We start from the raw sequence: 18516 nt of genomic DNA on the forward strand, positions 1-18516 counted from the left end.
AAGTCGCCACCGGTCGACGCCGGCGTTGACCTGGACGTGCTGGGCAGAATTGGCCTGCCTTGCTTATGCCTTGCGCTGCGGGTAGTTTGATCTGCCACGTTCTCAGGAAGCAGGTCTCGATGCGTATATTGTTCTATGGTGGGTGCCATGCAGCAGCGCTACGCCGAATCTTCGAACGCTACGCAACGGGGGCCGAGTTCGTCGATCATCTGACCAATTTTCGGATCATTCGCGACAAGATCCCCGTGCCTTACGAGGATTTTCGACGCTTCGACTGGGTCATCTTCAATCCGATCCTCAACAAGGCCGAATACAACACGACCCATGTCGAGGAGTTTTGTCGGGCCAACAACATCAAGTTCCTGAGGTACCCCTGGTTGCAGTGGGAGGGGTATTTCCCGACCATGAAGAAGGCCACCTGGGATTGGTACAATGGCTGGTGGTTCAACGGCCTGGACGAGCTGGCCGCCAGGAGCACCTCCTTCGAGGCGTTCCGCGAGTCCGTCCTGTACGGCGACGCGTTGCGCGAGGAAACGCTCAGCCACCTGGAGTTGACGACCACCCTCCTCAAGCGCCTGGAGGCGAATGCGGACGTCACCGTGTCGCCGTTCATCGCCGAGCGGTTCCGGGAAGAGCGGCTGTTCCTGACGCCGGATCATGCCGCCACGCCGCTGTACTGGCACCTGACCCGCGAGATCGCCAAGGCGATCTCCTGCGAGATCGACGAGAGCTTCTACTATTCTACCGAGGAAGTGCAGGCGGAAATCCAATATCCGATCCTGCCGAGCATCGCCCGGACACTGGGGCTGAAGTTCGCGTCGGGTGACTTCTTCAACAAGTTCATCTTCGGGGATGGGCGCATGGCGCTCACGGAGTTCCTGAAGATGCACTATTACAAGGGCGATGTCCGCGTTGCGACGGCGAAGACCAAGACCCGTCTGCGCGAGGATGTCGGCGACAAGGCCGAGGGCCGAACCTATCTGTTCCAGCCGACGGACAAGGTGCTGATCCGCAAGGTGGATGCGCCGCTGAAGGCCGGCTTCCAGAGTTATGAGTTGCTGACCGCGATGAAGGCCTCGTCGCAGCTGCACAAGGGCATGCCGCGGGGCAACGCGCTGTATTTCTATCCCAACCACTGGAACTTCTCGCGCCGTGCGGTGACCCGCAAGGACATCGAGGAGAAGACGACGCTCGCGGCCTGACCGGACGGCCCTGTGGGCTTCGGTCGCCGCGGGGCCCTCTTCCCGCGGCGCGGCCGCCGCCTCAGCGCTTGAGGACCTCGGGCGACATCATCAGCAGCACGAGCGATTGGTTGCGGCTTTCCGCCCGCTGCAGCGTCGTCAGCGTCTCGGCCGACAGGGTCGGCCCGTAGAGATCGTTGGCGAAGCCAGGAATGTCGACGCCGGCCTTGTCCGCAATGGCGGCATAGGCCATGGCGAAGTCGAGCCGCGTGGAAATGCCCTCCGGCGCCGCCCAGGTGCTGTCGCCATCGTCATAGCCGATCGGCGCGCGCGGCTCCCACAGCGGCTGGCCGAGCTTGCGGCAGTCGAGCAGGACCCGGGTGAGCGGCAGGCCCTCGCTCATGGCCCGCGAAACCGCGACGATCATGTCATAGGGCGGCAGGATCTTGGCCGGCGGCGCGTCCCAGGAGGCGGGATGGTTGACCAGGGCCCGCACCGTCTCGGCCAGGTTGCCGTCCGTGGCCATGAAGGCCTGCGCAACCCCGGCGGCAATCGCCGGCGGCGCGGTGTCGCCGACGAAGTGGCGTACCAGCTTTCGCGCCAGGTGGCGGGCGGTTTCCGGGCGGCTTGCCAGGTCGTCGAGCACCGCCTGCCCCTGTTCCATCCCGCCTTCGGGATAGGTCCGGCCGAGAACCGTGAAGGCGCCGGGCTCGTGCCGCGCCGGGTCGAAGCGGAAGGCGCCTGGGCTGTTGCCGACCGTGCTCTGCGAGCGCCAGCCGGTCAGCACCTTGGCGAGCGAGGTGACGTCGGCCTGGGTGTAGCCGCCGTCGACGCCGACGGTGTGGAGCTCCAGCAACTCGCGGGCGAAATTCTCGTTCAGGCCACGCTTGCGGGCCAGGCCGACCTTCGAGTTCGGACCGAGCGAAACGTCGTTGTCGAGGTAACCGAGCATGGTCGGATGGGTGGCGACGGCGCCCAGCATGTCGCGGAAGCGACCGAGGATATGCGGCCGGATGGCTTCGCGTTCATAGGCGCCGGCCGTGCAGCGCACCTCCATGCTTCGCCGTACCGAGACGGCGAAATGGTTCGACCAGAACATCACCAGCCGCTCAAGGAAGGGGTGGTCGCTGGCGACGGCGGTGTTGTAGCGATAGCCCACCTCGTTGCGGTAGGCATTGCGCACCTGTTCCTTGATGGCCGGATCCACGGCTCCATCCGGCGCGGGTGCCGCGGCGGCCTTGGTGCCGTCGGCGGGCGGCGCCCCATCCGTCTGCGGCGCCCCTGCCGCATCCATGGCCGGCGTCCCCGCATTCGCGGCCTGCGCCTTGGCGGCGCGGCGAGCCTCGCGGGCCGCCAGGCGCACCGTCCGAACATTGTCGAGGATCTCCACGGATGTCGGCAGGCCGGAGGCTGGGAACGCCTTGTCGGGGGCGACCTCGCATTGGCTGAGGACAAACTGTCGCGGATCCTTGGCCAGGGTGCGCCATTCGCCAGGCCGAGGGCCGAGGCCGAAGCGTCCGAGCGCGATCCGGACATCCAGATCCGCTGTCGCGTCGTCGGTCTTGGTCGAAGATGCCATGGCGAACCTCTAGGGTATGTGGAGAGATGAGGGCGGTGGGAGGCCGGCGATGCCGGTCTCGCGGGGCATGTTGGAGCTTGGTTGCCCGTTTGCCTGCGCCACGATCATCTCGAACGGCGAAGTCCGCCGGTGCTGCTGAAACCGCGCATGATCGCCATCCCCTCGTCCGCGCAACCGTAAGGCAGGCGCGCCCCTTGACGGAAGGCCCGGCGGCATGGCTGCCGAACCTTCGATGTGCGCCGCAATATTCCGGCGAAGTTTGTCATTTCTGGGATCGGCGCGGTCACGTCGGTGAGCGCCCCGGGCGCTATGCGTCGGCCTCGCGCAGCGCCCGCTCGATATAATGCGGCTGCACCGCGAAGGGCGCCACCTGCAGCAGCGCCGCCGCATCGAACCGGCGGGTCGCCCGTTCCGTGCAGGCATCGAGCAGGGAGACGTCCACGGCTTTCTCGGCCGCGAGGTCGAGCGGCTCCTCGGCCTTGATGCCCAGGGTCGCGTAATGGTCGAAGAACTTGGTGCCGTCGCCGGAAATGGACTTCGCCGTGCCGGTGACCGTGCACCAGCGCGTCGGGATGCCATAGGCCTGGGCGACGATCAGGCCGTGCAGGGAGGTGGAGAGGATGGCCTCGCAGGCCAGGACCTCGCGGATGAAGGCCTCGATTCCATCGTAGCCGATGCGTCGCACGTCGATCTCGTGCACCCCATCGATGGCGAGGGGAGCATCGGCATGGGTGAAGTGCCGGATGAGGCCGAGCTTGTGCGTCTTGGGGACGTCGGGTCGGTAGATCAGCGGCAGCAGCAGGGCCGGGTCGCCATAGATCTCGGGCACGACGCCGCCCGAACGCAGCACCAGTTCGCGGGTCAGCGGCCCGCGCACGGCGCGGTAATTGGCGAAGGGCGACAGGGCGTCGGTCATGCGCGGCGTGCCCGTGCCCCAGACCGCCGTGCCGGGCCGCGCGAACTTGATGACCGAGCCGATCGCAAGGATGCCTTCGCCGCGATCGACGAATTTCGGCGGGACGCCCGAGAGCTTCTCCACCACATAGGGGTTGAGGATGTCACCGAAATTGCCGGGGAAGGGGCTCTCCATCCACCACAGCGCCGGCCGCGGCTCTGCCGCGGCGGGCATGCGGGCCGCCCGCTCCTCCAGGTCGAGCCGGAAGCGGCGGCTTGCCAGGAAGCCGGCATCACGGGCGTCGCCGGCAGCCGCGATGCGGTCGAGCAGACGGCGGGTCGTGCCGAGATCGCCGGCGGCCAGGGCGGCTTCGGCGGCGGGGCGCCCGTCCGGGCTGGCCTTGGGGGTCTGCCGCACGACCCGGAGGATCGCACCGTAGAGGCGCTTGGGGCGCCAGCGGCGGGCTCGCACCTTGGCCAGGGCGGCTGCCGTAGCGTCGTCCGGCCCCAGCTCCACCGCCTTGTTCAGGAAGACGCTGGCCTCGCCCAGCCGCCCGGCCCTCATGGCTTCCGAGGCGTATTGGTGCAGCAAGGCGCGCTCGCGCGTCGGCATCCGCAAGGCCGGCGCGTGCTGCTCGACCCGGTTCACGAAGCTGCGAACGTGGCCGCTCCGGCCGAGCACGAGACAGGTCTTGGCGCTGAGGTCCGCTTCTCCCTGGGCCACCAGGTCCCTGGCCAGGAGCGTCACGGTCAGATAGCCCTCGAACGACCGCCAGGCTTCCTCGAGCAGGTAGTCGTCGGTCACTTTCGCGGTCGTGGCCTGGTCCAGGGCCACCATATGGTCGAGGAAGGCCTTGGTCGGCGCGGTGGCGTTGAAGTGCAGGACGTAGGGCTGGAAGGTGCGCGTGTGGATCGCGGCGTCGAAGTCCCGCAGATCCTGGGTGCCGCGCAGGCAGGCTGCGAAGTCGTGGCCGCCGCGAGCGATGCAATCGGGCAGGTGCCGGATGCGCGTGTCGACGTCGATCCACAGGATGCCCGCGGGATGCTTCTCGAACATCTGCCGGTAGAAGGCCACCTTCATCCGGCAGATGTCGGCCCAGTCCTGCCCATCCTGCGTTTCGATCGCCACGATGTCGTGTGGCAGGCCGAGCCTGTTGCAGTCCTCGATCAGCTGGGCGGCCGCATTGCGGTAGTAGGCCTGGCCCGTATAGAAGCTCACGACCGTGACAGCTGAATTCGGCATCAACATCTCCGTCTGCGCCGGACCGGGCGGGGCCGCCGATCCCCTGCCTGCCGGTTGGGGCGTGCGGGCAGGCATGGTCGGAGCGAGATGAGGCCAAAAACGGCTGGATGCAAGGCGCGTGTCGCAAGCTCGCAGCTTGCGACACGCGCCTTGCGCGGCCCAGCTCTGTCGTGTCCTGCCGTGGGCAGCCCCCCTCCATTCCCCCTTGGTCCCAAGCCGCGCGCCTTAGGGAAGCTCCCTCGCGGCTGGGCCGCTTCCTGAACGAGCGGGACGTCATGTCCCGCTCGCGCCGGCCTCTACGCCGACATCAGCGTCAGATCCTTGACGCAGAAGGCGATCTGATGCTTGGCCAGCGGGTGGGTCTTCTGCTCCAGCGACCAGGGGGTGCGGGCGTTGCGGGCCTGGAAGGCCAGCGAAACCGGCGTCACCTTGTCGCGCGCGTCGACCGACAGGCGCAGGGCCAGCTCCGAATCATTGCCCCGCGGCCAGTCGGCCGTGGCGGCATAGGCACCATTGAGCATGATCCGCACGCTCTGCGGGCGCTTGAACCGCTCCGAATTGAACGGGCGCAGCCGCATGGAGACGATGATCTTCCGGCCCGGCCTGGTGTCCTCCACCTTGGCATGGATGGCCGCTTCGTTGCCGAAGGCCCACGCCCCGTCCGTGGAAGCCGGCAGGAAGTTCTCGTACCTGAAGCCGTTGCCCGTTTCCGCCTCGGGCGCCGGCAAGGCGGCGACCGGCGCGACATCGGCCACTGCTGAGACCGGCATGGGCGCTGCCGCGACAGCCGCCGCCGCAGGAGCCAGATCCGGCTTGCGGTCCGACAGGGCCATCATCTGCGCGATCGGGAAGGTGGCGAGATAGCCGTCGAAGTCGAAGGTCGGCAGTTCCATCGGCTCGGTCTTGAGCGCATCGTAGAGCGACTCGAACCGCTTCACGTGGTACCGGTTGGTCCCGTAGTAGTAATCGTAGAACTTCGTCTCGTCCTCGCCGCCGAGCGGCGCATGCCAATAGGCCGGGATGCCCAGGGCCTCGGCGAAGATGATGCCGTGCAGGGAGCTTGAGACCACGATGTCGGCGCCCAGCAATGCCTCGACCATCTGGAGCGGCGTGCAATCGACCGAAACGAAGTTGTCGGCATATTCAGGGTATTCGCGGTAGAAGAGGAGGTCGTCGCGGTAATGCGGCACGACCCGCAGGCCGCCGCGCTTGTACCGGGGCGAGGCCTTGAACGCCGCGATCTCCTTCTCGTAGAGCCGCGGCACGAGACAGCCGGGATCGAACAGGTGCTTGATCTTGGAGATGTCGATGCCCGCACGCAGCAGCACGCCGAGGGTCAGCGGCCCGCGCACGGCATGGACGTCCAGCTGCTTGACCGCGGGGTCGAGCTGCATCTTCGTGCCCTTGGCGCCGCAACCCCAGATGAGGTCTCCGTCCCTGGCCGTGTGCAGCACCGAGCCGATGGACAGGATCTTGCGCTCGTCCTTCACCGGCGGCCGGATCCGCCCGCCGGTCAGCAGCGCCACCACCTCATTGGCGGCGATGTCGCCGAAATTGCCGGTATGGAAGTTCCGGGTGCCATAGGGACCGTCGAATTTCTTGCCCACGGCGTTCCACCAGAATACCGGCAGCGACCAGTCAGCCGCCTGCGGTTCCGGCGCGGACTTGAGCTTGGGCTTGGCCGGCGCAGCCTTGGCCGGCACGGCCTCGGCGCTCGGCTCGGTGACCGGCGCCAGGCTTTCCTGGGCGGCCAGGAGCGGGAACTTGGCGATGGCGCAGATTTCGTCGTTGATGCCGAAGGAGACCAGCAGGTCGTCCTCCGACTTGACCAGCCCGCAGGGATAGACGACCTTGTGGACGTCCTGGTTGAGGCGCGGCAGGTCGAAACGATCGCCGATCGGGTTCGGCATTTCGAAGGGATAGCGCGAGGCCCTCTTGACCCGGAACGGAGACTGGGTGTCGAAGCTGTAGAAGCAGGCCTGATAGACCCGGCCCTTCGTGGTCTTGTAGCTGGAATGGGCGATCGACAGGAATTCATCGCCTTCGAGGATCGGCTGAGCGCTGCCGCGCAGCACGCCGTAGAACTGGCTGTAGTCGCTGCTCCACGGGCTGTCCGAGGACGACCGGCACATGACCACGTCGGGATCGCTCAGGTCGACCTTGAGGATGTGGTGCGGAACGATCGTATAGATGGCCCAGACGCCCTCGGAGTTCTCGAAGAACATCCAGTTCTTCTCGACCGTTCGGCGTTCGAGGTCCGTCAGGACCTGCCTGGCTTTCCCGACCGGATGTAGGCCGTCGTCGGACATTTCCTGCAGGAACTGGTTGTTGCTCGGCTTGTTGGCGCCGTCATTCCACAGGAGATAGGTCTTGCCGCCGAGGTGGAAATATCGGGGATCGGCATGCCAGGTCAGTGCACGCTCGTTCAGTTCCTCCTTCTTGGCGAAGTCGACGATATCCGAAAGCGGCGTGATCGAGCTCTTGATGATCTTCAGGTTCTTCGACAGGCGGCATGTCGCCAGTCGCCGGATGCTGTGATGCTCGTCGACGACGCGATAGGCCATGGCATAGCCCTGCTTGGCCTCCACGAGCGTCGGATTGAACACGCGGAAATTGTTGCGCGTGGCCTTCGCCGAATCCGTCTCGCTGTCCGATGAGCTGCCCTTCCAGGCCGATGGAACCAGATCCCTGCTTCTGAAAAGATGAAAATTGTCCTTCGTGATGGATTCCATCAAGGTCATTCGGAGTCTCCAAAGGTCGATATATCGGCTGGGATCGATCGCACAGGACGAAGCGATCCCTGAAGGGTCATCCCGTCGGCAGCCGTCTTGCGGAAAGGAGCGGGTATCGCCGCCTCTCCTGCGCTGACGCCAACGATGTGAGTTCGGCATGAACTTGCCCGCCGATATGCCGAACGCAGGCCAGTGTCGGATGGATGGTCGCGTGCTTGTCCTTTTGAATGGGGCTCCGAGACCGGTTGCCCGGCCCCGTCTGTCTGTTCAGCGCCCTTCGGCACAGCCTTTCGCCGAACCGCACCGCGTGCCGCCGGACCGTTCTGCCGAACCTGCCCGATGACCACAACCGTCCTCACGGCCCCGATGGGACCATGATACAGAACATGACAGCGGCGGCCCTTATGCCGCAATTGAGAAGAGATCGCTAGACCGGGCGCACGGGTTTCCCGCAATTGTGGATGTCGGCCGCGGTTGCTCCAGGCGGAAGCCATCCACGATTTCGCCATACCGGTGGGATTGATATTGCACCGCATCCTGAGTCGTCGTGTCGACGCGGTCGCCCGTGGCCCGTGACGCGACGTGGGGGCGAATCAGAGGCCGTCCTGCCGAAGGCCTGATGAGGAGAAGAGGGTATGATCGGTCATCATCCCACTCGCCGCGGCGTGCTGATCGGCCTCGGCGCCGTTGCCGCCTGGTCCTGGATGCCGCGCGCCGGCCTCGCCGCGGCCGGGCGTGATCCGCGCTATCTCACCATCATCATGCGCGGCGGCCTCGACGGTCTGGCGGCCGTGGCACCGGCCTTCGACCCGGACTACCAGCGCATTCGGGCCGGTTCGCTGATCGGCGAGGACGGCGGCCGCCAGGGCCTGGCGCTCGACGGCGGCTATGTCCTCAATCCGCATCTGGCTGCCTTCCACGACATGTACAAGAGCGGCGAGGCCCTGGTGGTGCATGCCGTCGCCAGCCCCTACCGCGACCGCTCGCACTTCGATGCGCAGGACATGCTCGAGAGCGGCCTTCCCAGCCTTGGACGCGGCAAGAGCGGCTGGCTCAATCGGGCGATCGCGACGTTGCCGACCGGCCGGCGGGTCAATGCCGAGGGCCTGGGCATCGGCGCGACCGTGCCGCTGATCATGATGGGCGAAGCGCCCGTGGCGACCTGGATGCCGGCCGTCGCCACAGCGGCACCTGACGACACGCGGCTGCGGCTGCTCGATCTCTACGAGAAGAGCGATCAGCGGCTGGCGGACGCGCTGCGCCAGAGCGCCTATATCGACAAGATTTCCGGCGATCTCGACAAGCACGCCGGGCAGAATGCCTTCCTCGTCGGCATGGAAGCGGTCGGCCGTCTGTTCGCGGCCGCGGATGGTCCGCGCATCGGCGCGATCGACCTCAACGGCTTCGACACGCACGTCAACCAGGGGCCGGTGACCGGACAGCTGGGCAACCGCCTGGCCGAACTCGACAAGGGCCTCGCCACCCTGCGTGCCGGGCTCGGCACCGCCTGGAAGGACACGGTCGTCACCGTGGTCACCGAGTTCGGCCGCACGGCGCGCATGAACGGATCGATGGGAACGGATCACGGCACGGCGACGGTGGCCTTCGTGGTCGGAGGGGCGGTACGCGGCGGCCGTGTCCTCGGCGACTGGCCGGGCCTGGCCCAGGCCAACCTCTATCAGGGGCGGGACCTGATGCCGACCACCGATCTGCGGTCCGTGCTCAAGGGCACGCTGCGCGACCATCTCGGGATCGGCGACCAACTCCTGGCCGACCGCGTCTTCCCCGAAAGCGCAAGCCTGCGGCCGGTCTCCGACCTCATCGTCTGACGCCGGCGGCGAGCCGGAACCATCGACGCCGATCCTGGGCAGCGCCGGAACCCGGGCGCGCAAAGCGGTATCCGATCGCAATGCCGGAGAAACGAACCCGCCGTGCGGCGCGCGAGCCTCATGCTCCCGCCGGCCGCGGCAGATGCCGTCCGCCTGCCTCTGAGCTAAAGCGTTTTGCGATTTGACGGAATCGCGTCAAGTCGCAAAGACGCGTCGAAACAAGGAGTTGGAGCAAAGCGCGTTTCCACCAAAACGCGCTTTGCTCTAGACCCGACCGATTTTCGGGGCCGGCTCTCAGCTCGCCTTGGCGTAGCGTTCGCGCTCGAGCGGGCGGATGACGTGCTCGGTGACGAACCGGAAATGGTCGGTCCAGTTGAGCACCGTGGCCGGGCTGGCGGCGACGGTCCGCGGCACGGCTGTGCCGGCCAACTGCCCGATGGCTTCGAGCCAGGCGTCCGGGGCGGCCGGATCGAGCAGCAGCGCCCGGCCTCCGGCGATCTCGCGGTGCGAGGGAATGTCGGAGGCGATGACATGGGCCCCGGCCGCCAGGGCCTCGACCACGGGCATGCCGTAGCCTTCGACCAGGGTGGGGGAGAGCACGGCCCGGGCGCTGCGCATCAGGCTGCACAGGGCCGCATCGCCCAGATCCTCCACATGCACGATGTGGCGGCGCAACGCCGGCTGCCCGTCGAGCTCCCTGAGGACTTCGTCGCCGTTCCAGCCCCGGCGGCCGGCGATGACGAGGGCGGGAATGTCGCGGGCGCCGCTCTCGGCGAGGCGCCGCCATGCCTCGAACAGCAGGCTGTGGTTCTTGCGCGGCTCGACCGTGCCGATGGCGACGAAGAAGGGCCGCCGCGCCGGCGGCATCTCCAGCGCCGGGGATTTGCGGAAGGTCGGCTCGATGCCGGGGCCGATGACGTGCACCGCCGGCAGCGGCGCCCCCTTGGCCAGGGCGTAGTCCCGGATGATCGCGGCGCTGTGCTCGGAATTGGTCAGGATCGCCGCGGCGTGGCGCAGCACCGTGTCGAGACGGCGGCGATGCCGCTCCGCCTCGCCCAGGCGCGCGAAGTTGGGATGGGTGATCGGGATGAGGTCGTGAACATAGAAGATGCCCTTGGCGCCGAGCCGCGCCATCCAGTCGAAGGCGCCGGTACGTTCGAGCCTGGCATGCGACACGTGCACGAACAGGGCGTTGCGGCATTCGTCCTGCAGGGCGTGCCGCTTCGGCGTCATCTTGGAGATGACCTTGCGCAGGGTCGCCCTCAGGCGGCGCTGCTTGTCGCTCACGCTGGAATCGAGCGCGCGCAGGAACCGGCCCTGCGGCGGCGCGGCCTCATGGTCGCTCCGGCCGTCGAGAAAGGCGGCGATCCGTTGGAGCTTGGCCTGTTCGGACAGGTCCGTGCCCACCGTGGCCCAGCGCCGCGAGACATCGGCGATCATGCGCAGGGCCCGGCTGCGCTCGATGATGCGCGGGCCGTCGGGCAGGGTCTCGATGAAGACGCTGGAGCGGTAGGTCTGCGCGATCCAGTCGGCGTAGCGGATTTCGAAACGATCGATTCCGCTCGGGCTGGCGAAATGGGCACGGGACAGCAACCGGGACATGTCGAAGACGATCGGCCGCGTCGTGACGTTGATCATGCTCGGAACTCGACTTGCGAACGAGTAGGGCTTGGCGCACCACGACCGCGGAGCGCCATACCAGAACTATGACAGGCCATTCAACCCGCCTCGTGTGCCCTCACAAGGCCGGCTGCCCCCCGACAGGCCGATGCAACGGCGGCGTACCTAGCACATTGTCGCGCTCAACCGAATGTCAAACATGGCCGGCGGAACGTGAAATTCGACTCTGTGGCAAAACTGCACGGCGGCGCAGCATCGAAGGGCTCCGCCTGCCGCCCTACCGGGGCGGCGGCAGGCGGGCCTCGGCGCGCAGGAGCCGGCCGATCTGGTCGCGCATCACGGCGATCGCCATCGGCGGGACATCGGCCAGCAGCCCGAGGAAGGCGTCCTTCGACAGCGACAGGGCCGTCAGGTCCGAGGCGGCGACCACGGTCGCCGACCGCGCCGCGCCGGTGATGACGCCCATCTCGCCGACGACGGCATGGGCGGGGATGCGCGACAGCAGCCGCCGTCCGGCCGCGGTCTCGGCGAAGACCTCGGCCGTGCCGGACAGGATGACATAGGCGGCATCGGACGGGGCGCCCTGGTCGAACAGCGTCTGCCCGCGCGCGAAGGAGAGGTGCTCGCTGGCCAGCGAGATCAGCTTCAGGCGCGGCGTGTCGATGGCGGCGAACATCGGCACTGCGCGCAGGGCGCGGATTTCCGGCTGCTCGTCGGCGGCTTGCTCCGCCGGCTCGGGCGGGGAGGCGGGGGCCGCACCGGTCGGCGCCGCGGCCGATGTCATCCTGGCGCCGTCGAGCGTCACGGCAAAGTCGAAGCCATCCGCCAGGGCCGGGTCGGAGAGGGCCGCCAGGAGGGTCTTGCCCCCCATTGCGGCGCGGACGCGCGCCAGGATGCGCCGGCCCTCCTCGGCGCCGAAGACCAGCAGGGGCTGGTCGAGGACCAGGAGGTCCGGGCTCTTGACCAGGCACCGCGCCAGACCGACGGCGTTGCGCAGGGCCGGGGACAGCAGCCGTCCCCCCAGGCCGACCTGCTGATCGAGGCCGATCCGGTAGATTTCGGTCTCCAGCCCGTTGTCGCGGACCACCCGGCGCAGGATCGCGAGGATCCGTTCGACCGCGCCGGCGATGCCGTGATTGATCCGGCCGAACAGGAGGTTGTCGCGCAGCGGCGCCGTCGCGTTCAGCCGCTGCGGGTCGTAGAAGTCGATGGCGGCCTTCAGATCCGGCGGCGCCGACCGCATGAAGGTCGCCCGGGCCCGCAGGACGCGCGCGGCCAGATCCGGCGTCACCAGCCCGAGCCTGTGTCGTGTTTCGCAATAGGCGAAGGCGAGGCCGACGAGACGCCGGCGATCGGCGGCGGGCGGTGTCCGCCCGGCTTCGGTCCAGCGGGCGAGAATGTCGCGCAGCAGGGGCAGGTCGCCGGCGGGAACCAGCGCGTATGTCTTGAGCAGGAAGTGGTCGTCCGGCAGGTCCGCCAGGGCTTCGGTCATGGTGCCGGCGATGCGCAGGCCGACCTGGACCAGGGGCTGGGCCAGGTCTTCGGCGTCGAGCACGGCCTGCACGGCCGGATGATCGGCCAGCTCGCCGCCGCCCTGCCGGACGATCCCGAAGACCAGGTTTTCGCCGAGGGTGGCGTTGCGGTTGAACCGGTCGGGATCGAAGGGCTCGATCAGGTCGGCCACATGCTCGGCGGCAAGCGCCCGGCTCAGGGCGCGCCGCGCCGCGACGAAGCGGTCGGCGACTTCGGGATTGCCGTCGGGATCGAGGGTGCGTCCGAGGCCGAAGCGGTAGATGGCGTCGGCCATGCCGACGGCGTGCAAGGCCGCGACGATGGCCGTATCGACATCCTCGGGGCCGGCGGCGCCCGCCGCGGCATAGTCGATCGGGGCTGCCCCGAGAGGGCCGTCCGCCTGCAGCGGCGCCTGCGGCCGCCGCAGGCCGTAGAGGATGTTGTCCCGGATCGAGCCCTGGAACAACACCGCGTCGGGCCCGCAATAGGCCATCCCGGGCCCGGCCAGGGCGGCGAAGTCGTGGCCGGCGATCAGCACGGAGCCGGCATAGGCGGTGAGCCTGCGGCCGATCACCTGGGCGAGCGTGCTGGCGCCGTCCCCCGCCGTCCCGAGCAGCACCGTGTGAGCGCCGAGCGGGATGGAGGCATTGACGCCGTCGAGCAGGACCTCGCCGCCGGCGCCGGTCACGCGCAGGCCTTTGAGCTCGATCGCGCCGCAGGTGAGCGAGATCCCGTCCGGCGCCTGCCCCCCGGCCTCCGGGCGGGCCGAGGCGAATTGCTCGACGATCTGCTGATACTTGACCTCGACGTCGAGCCGCTGCTGGTCCCAGTCGATCAGCTCCTTCACCGGCGGCGGCAGGTCCCGATAGGCGGCGATGACGGCGACCAGCTGGCCGATGTCGAGCGAGCCGCGCAGGGCGTAGTAGCCGCCGATCGAGTAGAACAGGAACGGCGTGACCTGGGCCAGGACGCTGTTGATGAACTTGACCATGAACTTGCGGCCGTAGAGCTCGTAGCGGATCCGGAACAGTCGATCGAGGGCGGCCGAGATCTTGTGGCGCTCATAGGCCGAGGTTCCGTGGTTGCTGACCTCCGCCATGCCGTCGACGATCTCGCCGATGTGGCCGGCGAGGGCCCGCGAGTGGAGCTGGCGCTCCCGGCCGAGGCGACGCTGCTCGCGGCGCAGGCGCGGGATGATGAAGCCCTGCACGCCGACCATGGCGCCGGCCAGGACCCCCAGCGACGGGCTCTGGACGATGATGAACAGGAGGGCGGTCAGGGCCTGGCCGCCCAGGAACACCGGCTGGACGAAGGCGTCGCCGACGAAGCCGCCGATCGGCTCGACCTCGTCCTTGATGATGGTCGCGGCCTCCGACGCCTTGACGTTGCGGATCGCCTCGGGCGTGAAGCGCAGCAGCAGCGAGAACAGGTCCAGCCGCAGACGGCGCAGCACGGCCTCGCCCAGCTTGCCCTTGCGCATGTTCACGACATAGCGGAAGGCGGCGTTGATCAGCACCAGCACCATGAACAGGCCGCTGAGCGCGAACAGGTATTCGTACCGGCCGAACTCGATGCCGGAAAAGGCGAGGTGGCGGCCGCCCAGCCAGCCCGGCAGGGCAGGGTCGATCCGGAACAGGACGGCGTGGTCCTTTCCGCCGGCGAAGGCGCGTCCCTGGATGGCGTCGTTGACGATCGTCTTCGGCAGGTCGAGGGAGGCGAAGTAGAAGGGCAGGGAGGCCAGCACCACCAGGAGGATGAGGATCTGCTCGCGGCGGCTCTGCTGCCAGATGTAGCGGAACAAGGGAGGCAGCGCGGCGTCGGCGCCAGCCGGGTGCCGAGGCACCGGTGCGGGCGATGCGCCGGCCGCGGCTGCAGGTTCGATCCGGACGGACTTGCCCCGGCGGATGGGGCCCTTCATCGCACCTCTCCCGTCGCCCATCGAGGCCGCTCCATGCGAGCATACGCCAGCGGCGAACGGGGGGCCATGGCTTCGCCGGCCCCGGAGGCGGCGCGCCGTTCAGATGTTCTCGGCGATGAGCAGCTCGAAGGGCAGGAAGGTCTGCGCCGGCACGTCGCGCGGCTCCGGTCCGAGGGCTCCGACCATGATGCGCACGAGCTCGGGCACGATCAGGGCCAGCGGCGTCGCCATCGCCATGGTGATGACGTTCTCGGCCAGGGCCGCGCGAGTGTCCGGCGTGTTCTCGTTGCAGATCGAGACGATGTCGCGCGACGCGCCCTCCTCGCGCAGCGCCGCGATCACGCCCTCCGTGCCGCCGCCGGCGACATAGAGGCCGACGAGGTCGGGGTGGCGGTGCAGCAGGTCCAGCGTCGCCTCGTAGGCGATGCGGTGCTCCTCCAGGTTGACGGAGCTGTCGAGCACCTCGAACTGCGGCGCCAGCTCGCGGAAATAGCTGCGCAGGCCCATCTCGCGCAGCTCGTGGCCCTGGAAGCGGTGGCTGCCGACGACGACCGCGACCTTGCCAGGCCGCTTCGCCGCCCGCGCGATCAGCCAGGCGGCGGTGCGGCCGGCCTTGCGGTTGTCGACGCCGACATAGCCGGCCCGCACGTCGGTGGCGAAGTCGGACAGCAGCGAGAACACCGGCACGCCACGGGCGGAGAGCTCGGCGACGACGGCCGTGATCGCAGGATGGTCGACCGCCACCACGGCCACGGCCTGGCAGCGGCCTGCGACTTCGCGCAGCTTGGCGCAGACCGCCGCCGGGGTCTGCTCGGCGACATGGTCGAGGACGACGACCCCGCGAAAGTCGCGCGCCGCCTCCACCGTCCGCACCAGCTGCTCGCCGAAGCTTCGGTAAAAATAGGTCTCGGGACGCTGCAGCACGAAGCCGAGCCGGTATTGCGGGAGCTCGCGCTCGATCCGATGCCGGATCAGGGTGGCGGCGTGATAGCCGATCGCCTCGGCGGCCTCGAAGACGCGCCGGGCGGTCTCCTCGCGGACGGGGTGGCGCGCGTTCAGGACCCGGTCGACGGTTGCGACGCTGACGCCGGCCCGGCGCGACAGATCGGCGATGGTGGGCCGCCGTGTCATGCTCCTCCCTGATGAAATTCCATCACTCATGCGAGGGCACGATGATGGAAAATGATAGAAACTGTCAAGCGACCATTGAGGCCCTTCGCGACTGCCCGTATTCTTCCGACAACAGGGACAGGAGAGCGGCCGGAGCGGGCGAAGACCACGCATCCGGCTTCGGGGAGGTCCGGGATGACGCCGACGCGCCGCGACTACAGCCTGATCGGCCGCGACACCAAGCTGGCGGAGGAGCGGGGACTGGCCGCCGCCGAGTGGTATGCCTGTCCGATCCCGCGCAAGGCGCTGAAGGAATTGATGAAGCGCAGCGACGGCCCGGCCATCCGCGACACGCTGATCTGGTTCGCGGCTTTCGCGGTGTCGGGCGGGCTCGGCTATCTTGCCTGGGGCACCTGGTGGGCGGTGCCCTGCTTCCTCGTCTACGGCGTGCTCTACGGCTCCTCCTCCGACAGCCGCTGGCACGAATGCGGCCACGGCACGGCGTTCCGGACGCGCTGGATGAACGACGTCGTCTATCACATCGCCTGCTTCATGATCCTGCGCGAGCCGACGGTCTGGCGCTGGAGCCACACCCGCCACCACACCGACACGATCATCGTCGGCCGCGACCCGGAGATCGCGGTGCCGCGCCCGCCTGACGTCCTCGGCATTCTGCTCAACCTCTTTGCCCTGAAGAGCGGCGCCGTCGCCCTGCGCAACATCGTCATCCATGCCGCCGGCCGCCTGAACGAGGAGGAGAAGACCTTCATTCCCGACATGGAGCGCTGGAAGGTCTATGCCGTCGCCCGCATCTATCTCGCGATCTTTGCAGCGGTGTTCGCCGCCTGCCTGTGGACGGGCAGCATCCTGCCGGCGATGTATGTCGGCCTGCCGACCTTCTACGGCGGCTTCATGGTGGTGTTCTTCGGCCTCACCCAGCATGCCGGCCTGTCGGAGGATGTGCTCGACCACCGGCTGAACACCCGAACGGTCTACATGAACCCGGTGTTCCGCTTCCTCTATCTCAACATGAACTACCATGTGGAGCACCACATGTTTCCGATGGTGCCCTACCACGCGCTGCCCCGCCTGCACGCCGCCGTCAAGGACGATTGCCCGGCGCCCTATCCCAGCTGCTGGGCTGCCTACAGGGAGATCATCCCGACGATCCTGCGGCAGGTGCGGGAGCCGGCCTATCACGCGGTGCGGCAGCTGCCCGCGACCGCCAGGGCCGTGCCCTGCAACCACGAGACCCGCATCGTCGCCGCCGAGTGACGGCGGAGCGCCATCCGACCCGAGAGAACGAGGACCTGCCATGGCCGATGCCTGGACCGAAGCCTGCGGCGCCGACGAGATCGACGAGGAGGACGTGATCCGTTTCGATCACGAGGGCCGCACCTTCGCCATCTACCGCAGCCCGGACGACGAATATTTCGCAACGGACGGCCTGTGCACCCATGAGCGCATCCATCTCGCCGATGGGCTGGTGATGGACGAGATCATCGAGTGCCCCAAGCACAATGGCCGCTTCAACTACAAGACCGGCCAGGCCAAGGGGGCACCGGTCTGCGTCGACCTCAAGACCTATCCGGTCAAGGTCGACGGCGGCAAGGTGTTCATCCGCATCTGAGCGAGGGCGCGATGCCGCTTGGCATGGTGATCGTCGGCGCCGGCGAGGCCGGCGTGCGCGCCGCCCTGGCGCTGCGCGAGCAGGGCTATGGCGGCCCGGTGACGCTGGTGGGCGAGGAGGCGCACCTGCCTTACGAGCGTCCGCCTTTGTCGAAGGAGGCGCTGGCCGAAGCGGGCGAGCCGCGGCCGCGCATCATCGCCGATGCGGATCGCCTCGCCGCCGCCGACATCGCCTGCCTCGCCGGCCGGAGCGCCGTCGCCATCGACCGGGAGGGCCAGCGCCTCGCCCTGTCGGACGGCACGGCGCTCGCCTATGACCGGCTGCTGCTGGCGACCGGCGCCGCGGCGCGGCAGCCGCGTTTTCCCGGCTCCGGCCCGGACTGCCTGACCCTGCGCGGCTTCGACGACTGCCTGGAGCTGCGCCGGCGCCTGCTGCCGGGCGCCCGCATCCTCGTCATCGGCGGCGGCTTCATCGGCCTGGAGCTGGCGGCGAGCGCCAGCCGGCGCGGCGCCGCGGTGACCGTGGTCGAGGCGCAGCCGCGCATCCTCGCCCGCGGCGTCCCGGCCGCGATCGCCGCGGTCGTCCATGCCCGGCACCGTGCCGCCGGGGTCGACCTCATCTGCGGCACCGGCATTGCCACGATCGACGGTGACGGCGATGGCACGGTCGTCACCCTGTGCGATGGTACGACCATCGCGGCCGATCTGGTGGTCGCCGGCATCGGCTCCGTGCCCCGCACCGCCCTGGCCGAGGCGGCGGGCCTGGCGCTCGACAACGGCATTGCGGTGGACGCCGAACTGCGCAGCTCCGATCCCCGGATCCTCGCCGCCGGCGATTGCTGCTCCTTTCCCCTGGCGCTCTATGGCGGCCGCCGGATCCGGCTCGAATCCTGGCGCAGCGCCCAGGAGCAGGGAGCCCTGGCCGCCCGCAACATGCTCGGCGCCGGGGAGGCTGTGGCGGCGGTGCCCTGGTTCTGGTCCGATCAGCACGACCTCACCCTGCAGGTGGCGGGCCTGGCGGACGAGGGCGCGCGTGTCGTCCGCCGGGACGTCGGCGACGATGCCGTCATCCTGTTCCATCTCGATGCCGACGGCCGTCTCGTCGCCGCCAGCGGCATCGGCCCCGGCAATGCCGTCGCCCGCGACATCCGCCTCGCCGAGATGATGATCGCCCGCCGGGCGAGGCCCGATCCGGCCCTGCTGGCGCGGGCGGACGTCCGGCTCAAGGCGTTGCTGGCGGCATAGGCGAGGCCTTGTCCGGACAGGTGG

General features: G+C 68.4%; 11 protein-coding genes. 5 read left to right on the forward strand and 6 right to left on the reverse strand.

Annotated elements, in window-relative coordinates; translation table 11 throughout:
* The first annotated feature begins 119 nt into the window (after positions 1-119).
* Positions 120-1202, forward strand: coding sequence for a WcbI family polysaccharide biosynthesis putative acetyltransferase (locus tag AC27L4_RS01165; protein WP_487140115.1), 1083 nt, complete (start codon positions 120-122; stop codon positions 1200-1202).
* Positions 1203-1263: 61 nt separating this feature from the next.
* Here the strand turns inward: AC27L4_RS01165 and AC27L4_RS01170 are convergent, their stop codons facing one another.
* From AC27L4_RS01170 to AC27L4_RS01180, 3 genes are all read right to left on the reverse strand, one after another.
* Positions 1264-2760 carry a DUF1800 domain-containing protein gene (locus AC27L4_RS01170; RefSeq protein WP_487140116.1) on the reverse strand — a complete coding sequence of 499 codons (1497 nt, stop codon included), beginning with the start codon at positions 2758-2760 and terminating at the stop codon, positions 1264-1266.
* Positions 2761-3067: 307 nt separating this feature from the next.
* Positions 3068-4897, reverse strand: coding sequence for a polysaccharide pyruvyl transferase family protein (locus AC27L4_RS01175; RefSeq protein WP_487140117.1), 1830 nt, complete (start codon positions 4895-4897; stop codon positions 3068-3070).
* Positions 4898-5193: 296 nt separating this feature from the next.
* A complete protein-coding gene (locus AC27L4_RS01180; protein WP_487140118.1) occupies positions 5194-7638 on the reverse strand; it encodes a polysaccharide pyruvyl transferase family protein in 2445 nt (814 codons plus the stop codon).
* A gap of 626 nt (positions 7639-8264) precedes the next feature.
* Here AC27L4_RS01180 and AC27L4_RS01185 point away from each other — a divergent pair.
* Positions 8265-9458 (forward strand): DUF1501 domain-containing protein, encoded by a 1194-nt coding sequence (locus tag AC27L4_RS01185; RefSeq protein WP_487140119.1) that lies wholly within the window; start codon positions 8265-8267, stop codon positions 9456-9458.
* A gap of 294 nt (positions 9459-9752) precedes the next feature.
* On the opposite strand, the gene AC27L4_RS01190 is transcribed toward AC27L4_RS01185, so the two are convergent.
* From AC27L4_RS01190 to AC27L4_RS01200, 3 genes are all read right to left on the reverse strand, one after another.
* A complete protein-coding gene (locus AC27L4_RS01190) occupies positions 9753-11096 on the reverse strand; it encodes a glycosyltransferase family 4 protein (protein ID WP_487140120.1) in 1344 nt (447 codons plus the stop codon).
* Between the two features lie 259 nt (positions 11097-11355).
* Positions 11356-14508, reverse strand: a complete 3153-nt coding sequence (locus AC27L4_RS01195) for a cyclic nucleotide-binding domain-containing protein (RefSeq protein ID WP_487140121.1) — start codon at positions 14506-14508, stop codon at positions 11356-11358.
* A 99-nt stretch (positions 14509-14607) separates the two neighbouring features.
* Positions 14608-15639 carry a LacI family DNA-binding transcriptional regulator gene (locus AC27L4_RS01200; RefSeq protein ID WP_487140122.1) on the reverse strand — a complete coding sequence of 344 codons (1032 nt, stop codon included), beginning with the start codon at positions 15637-15639 and terminating at the stop codon, positions 14608-14610.
* Between the two features lie 174 nt (positions 15640-15813).
* Here AC27L4_RS01200 and AC27L4_RS01205 point away from each other — a divergent pair, with 174 nt between their 5' ends.
* Genes AC27L4_RS01205 through AC27L4_RS01215 form a run of 3 tightly spaced genes read left to right on the forward strand, consistent with a single transcriptional unit; the run spans position 15814 to position 18492 of the window.
* Positions 15814-16893 (forward strand): fatty acid desaturase family protein, encoded by a 1080-nt coding sequence (locus AC27L4_RS01205; protein ID WP_487140123.1) that lies wholly within the window; start codon positions 15814-15816, stop codon positions 16891-16893.
* A 40-nt stretch (positions 16894-16933) separates the two neighbouring features.
* Entirely contained in the window at positions 16934-17248 is a 315-nt protein-coding gene (locus tag AC27L4_RS01210) for a MocE family 2Fe-2S type ferredoxin (protein WP_487140124.1), read from the forward strand.
* An 11-nt stretch (positions 17249-17259) separates the two neighbouring features.
* Positions 17260-18492, forward strand: coding sequence for an NAD(P)/FAD-dependent oxidoreductase (locus tag AC27L4_RS01215; protein ID WP_487140125.1), 1233 nt, complete (start codon positions 17260-17262; stop codon positions 18490-18492).
* Positions 18493-18516: the final 24 nt, after the last annotated feature.

Source organism: Labrys sp. Lb11 (assembly GCF_057554225.1).

What these genes read in the sequence shown, in the direction of transcription:
- AC27L4_RS01215 (WP_487140125.1), top strand. Translation starts at nt 17,260, where the DNA reads ATGCCGCTTGGCATGGTGATCGTCGGCGCCGGCGAGGCCGGCGTGCGC.
- AC27L4_RS01210 (WP_487140124.1), top strand. Translation starts at nt 16,934, where the DNA reads ATGGCCGATGCCTGGACCGAAGCCTGCGGCGCCGACGAGATCGACGAG.
- AC27L4_RS01180 (WP_487140118.1), bottom strand. Translation starts at nt 7,638, where the DNA reads ATGACCTTGATGGAATCCATCACGAAGGACAATTTTCATCTTTTCAGA.
- AC27L4_RS01185 (WP_487140119.1), top strand. Translation starts at nt 8,265, where the DNA reads ATGATCGGTCATCATCCCACTCGCCGCGGCGTGCTGATCGGCCTCGGC.
- AC27L4_RS01195 (WP_487140121.1), bottom strand. Translation starts at nt 14,508, where the DNA reads ATGAAGGGCCCCATCCGCCGGGGCAAGTCCGTCCGGATCGAACCTGCA.
- AC27L4_RS01175 (WP_487140117.1), bottom strand. Translation starts at nt 4,897, where the DNA reads ATGCCGAATTCAGCTGTCACGGTCGTGAGCTTCTATACGGGCCAGGCC.
- AC27L4_RS01205 (WP_487140123.1), top strand. Translation starts at nt 15,814, where the DNA reads ATGACGCCGACGCGCCGCGACTACAGCCTGATCGGCCGCGACACCAAG.
- AC27L4_RS01200 (WP_487140122.1), bottom strand. Translation starts at nt 15,639, where the DNA reads ATGACACGGCGGCCCACCATCGCCGATCTGTCGCGCCGGGCCGGCGTC.
- AC27L4_RS01170 (WP_487140116.1), bottom strand. Translation starts at nt 2,760, where the DNA reads ATGGCATCTTCGACCAAGACCGACGACGCGACAGCGGATCTGGATGTC.
- AC27L4_RS01190 (WP_487140120.1), bottom strand. Translation starts at nt 11,096, where the DNA reads ATGATCAACGTCACGACGCGGCCGATCGTCTTCGACATGTCCCGGTTG.
- AC27L4_RS01165 (WP_487140115.1), top strand. Translation starts at nt 120, where the DNA reads ATGCGTATATTGTTCTATGGTGGGTGCCATGCAGCAGCGCTACGCCGA.